The sequence below is a fragment of the Photobacterium sp. OFAV2-7 genome (assembly GCF_022347985.1).
Classification (GTDB): Bacteria; Pseudomonadota; Gammaproteobacteria; order Enterobacterales; family Vibrionaceae; genus Photobacterium.
Genome location: NZ_JAKRFQ010000737.1, coordinates 1 through 2,684, shown reverse-complemented (window position 1 = coordinate 2,684; position 2,684 = coordinate 1). Strand labels below are relative to the sequence as shown.

General features: G+C 48.1%; 2 protein-coding genes and 1 pseudogene. All 3 read left to right on the top strand.

Translation table 11 applies throughout. The features are described 5' to 3' along the window. On the top strand, positions 1-1,185 hold a 1,185-nt coding region (locus tag MHN01_RS23800), incomplete at its 5' end, for an AAA family ATPase (protein WP_239413834.1). 91 nt (positions 1,186-1,276) lie between these two features. Further along, complete coding sequence (locus MHN01_RS23795) at positions 1,277-2,431, top strand: D-alanine--D-alanine ligase (protein WP_239413833.1); 1,155 nt, start codon at positions 1,277-1,279, stop codon at positions 2,429-2,431. Positions 2,432-2,507: 76 nt separating this feature from the next. Continuing rightward, positions 2,508-2,684: pseudogene (locus MHN01_RS23790) on the top strand (ABC transporter substrate-binding protein); the annotation flags it as partial.

The following is a 2,684-nucleotide window of genomic DNA, read 5'->3' as shown; positions in this document are numbered from 1 at the left end:
CAACTGGCAGAACGCTGGGAGGCAGAGAAAACCCTAGTCACTGAAATTACTGAACTACAGAATCAAATTGATGAGGCTTTTCTGGCTGGCGATGCGCTTACAGAAAGTGGCGAGCAGCAGCGGCTTGCGCAGAAATTGGCTGAGTTGCATGAGGTTCAGGGTGAGTCACCATTGGTCATGCCTCAAGTGGATACCCAGACGATAGCTCAGGTTATCTCTTTATGGACCGGTATCCCTGTCGGAAATATGGTCAAGGATGAGGTCGAGCGCTTACTGCATCTGGAAGAGCGCATCGGTGAGCGGGTTATCGGCCAGACAGCACCGATAAAGGAGATCGCTCAGGCAATCCGTATGTCCCGAGCCGGACTGACTGATCCTCGCAAGCCAATTGGGGTGTTCCTGATGTGTGGACCGAGCGGGGTTGGTAAAACAGAAACGGCTCTGGCGCTGACCGATTTGCTATATGGCGGCGAGAAAAATATCACCACTATCAACATGACGGAGTTTAAGGAAGAGCACAAGATATCAATGCTACTGGGATCGCCTGCCGGTTATGTCGGCTATGGTAAGGGCGGGGTATTGACAGAAGCGGTGCGGAAAAATCCGTATTCGGTCTTACTGCTTGACGAAATGGAAAAGGCCCATCCCGGGGTGCATGATCTGTTTTATCAGATCTTTGACAAAGGTTCGATTTCCGATAGCGAAGGCCGGAATATCGACTTCAGAAATACCATCATTATTATGACATCGAATGCAGCAGACAGTGCTGTGGTAGATGCATGCGTGCAGGAAAGACCGGCCATTCCGGAGCTGACCAAAACGATTTTCCCTGCCTTGCAGCAGTACTTCAAGCCAGCCTTTATCGGCCGTTCGACGGTTATCCCTTATTTTCCGCTGAATGATGATGAAATGGCTCAAATTGCCCGCTTGTCATTGCGCCGTATCGAGAAGCGAGTCAAGGAACATTATGGTGCTACGTTCAGCTACAGTGATGCGTTGATCGAGCACCTGATTGCTCAGAATACGTCACCGGAAACCGGGGCTAGGGCTATCGAGCAGATCATTAATCGAACGTTGATGCCGGAACTGGCTACTCAATGCATTGTTCGCCTGAGCCAAGGACAGATAGTGAGTCAGATTGATGTCAGCGTTGTAGATGGCGGGATTGCAACCGAAATCAAATAAAGTACCAACGATAGTATGGACGGTATTTCAAAGATGGTTTGGTATCGGTCAGTGCATAAATACTAGAGATTAATCAGGGTCAGGGCAGATAGTGAAGAATAGTCCATTTAATACGAAACAACTTCAATGGATTCGAAGTTCACTAAAAATCGCGGTTGTGCACGGAGGCGAAAAGGCACAACCGGATAATTATATCTATGAAAACCTAAGCCCGCGTTCGACCAAAACGTATCTGCCAGTGGCTTGCGATATGGCTGATGCGTTGCGAGAGTCCGGTTTTCGGCACGTAGAGGTATTGGCTGAGAACTTGGCGCTACCTCAAACATTGAAAGACTTAGGGGTTGACCTTGTTATTACTAACAGTGGTGGCTTACAAGGTTTTGATCCTATGTGTCATTTGCCATCAATGCTGGAAATGCTGGGAGTGCCGTATGTTGGGCATTCACCGATGACGGCTGGGATATTGGATAACAAGCATTTGTTTAAACATGAGCTCCATGCTGCCGGGATCCCGACTGCACCATTTATCACTATTGGTCACGGTGAAAGTGTCGATGATGATGCCAAGCGACTGATGCTGGACTTGATCGAGCAGGAGTTCGGGCAAGGCTTTATTGTCAAGCCTGTTTCAGGGCGGGCATCGATTCATGTTCATCCGGTCCTTGAGCGGGCGAAACTGCCAGAGACGATAAAGCTGGTGCAAGAAGCAACATGCAATACCGTGCTGGTTGAGCCGTTTCTTTCGGGAAGAGAGTTTGTTGTTGCTGTTGCCGGGCCGATCATTTTCAAAGGCGGTACCCTGGTTGAACGTGAGCAGCCTTTCTCATTTTCTGTTACAGAGCGTGTACTTGCCGAAGGGGAAATGATTTTTACCTCCATGGATGTTAAGCCCGTCACGGCAGATAGGTTGTTGAAAGTTGAAGAATACGATCTTCGTCGTGAGCTGAGCCGAATCGGCTCAAAAATCTTCAACCAGTTGGGATTACATACCCTGGTTCGAGTTGATTTGCGAATGGACTCACGTGGTCGGCTGTTTGTGCTTGAAGCGAATCCTAAGCCGGATCTCAAACGGCCGGAAGGCAGAAACTTAAGTATCGTTTGTCATGATTTGGCGGGAGAGGGGATGAGCTATCAGGAGTTGATTCAGTCACTGGTGTTTAATCGGTTGGCTTATCTCATAAAGCATCGTTGCAGTACTCTGGCTCACTGTTTTACTGAAGAGTTCTTCAGTCTGGCAACGACATAAAAGGCAAATTGATGCAGGAGCAACAATAAGTTTCATGATGTTTTTTTATCCACGAAGGATTCAGTTTGCTTTGACAATGTTTTGGGCATCTTGGGTTAGTTTCGATGCTCATAGTGAAGTGCGCCCGGATCGATTACTGCTGGTTACCCAGGAGTGGCGTCCTTATCAGTACCAACAAGATGGTCAGATGAAAGGGCCAGGTATTGAAAAGCTTAAATGTATTATGAAAGTGATGCAGCAGCCGTATCAGATC